Origin of the sequence: Thiolapillus sp. (genome assembly GCF_048562965.1) — a bacterium.
Taxonomy (GTDB): Bacteria; Pseudomonadota; Gammaproteobacteria; order Chromatiales; family Chromatiaceae; genus Thiolapillus; species Thiolapillus brandeum_A.
The window spans coordinates 1-709 of the sequence record NZ_JBHNMF010001310.1; the positions used below are offsets into that span (position 1 = coordinate 1).

Genomic DNA, 709 nt, shown 5'->3' on the forward strand with positions numbered 1-709 from the left:
CCAGACAATTGGCTCCCGCTCAATCCGGGTGACCTGCTCGGAAGAGCCGGATGCGGGAAATCCGCACGTCCGGTTCTGTGAGGGTGAAAGCCAGCAATGGCCGATCTACTCGACTAGTGCTTCACTCCGACAATGGATCACCGATGAAGGGTGCAACCATGCTGGCGACACTGCAACGACTGGGTGTCGTACCGTCATTCAGTCGTCCATCGGTGAGTAATGACAATCCGTATTCGGAGAGCCTCTTTGGCACAATGAAGTACACCCCGGCATTCCCATCAAAGCCGTTTGAAAACTTAGGCGCTGCTCGCGAGTGGGTTTATGGATTTGTCCACTGGTACAACGAAGAACATCGTCACAGCGGGATACAATTTGTGACGCCAGCACAACGCCACAACGGTGCGGAGCGATCGATTCTGGTTAAACGCGATGCGCTCTATCAGGCAGCAAAGCAACGAAACCCGGAGCGATGGAGTCGAGGGACACGAAACTGGGAACCGGTCGGCGAGGTGTGGTTGAATCCAGAAATTGAGGGCGGAGGGCGTCGAGGAGGCTGGAACTTAATAGAAGAAGCAGCGTAGACAAATGTACCCAAATCCCCAGATAGAGGCATATCAGCGCCCGAAGGGTGCCAATATCCACTGATTTCCGCTTGGTTGAATTGCAGACAGCGATGAATTAGACCGGATTTGACCAGGAAATCAGCACA

General features: G+C 53.7%; 1 pseudogene. It reads left to right on the forward strand.

Annotated features, from left to right (window positions below):
* Window positions 1-113: 113 nt before the first annotated feature.
* Window positions 114-581 (forward strand): annotated as a pseudogene (locus ACOCD2_RS24010) (transposase); the annotation flags it as partial.
* Window positions 582-709: the final 128 nt, after the last annotated feature.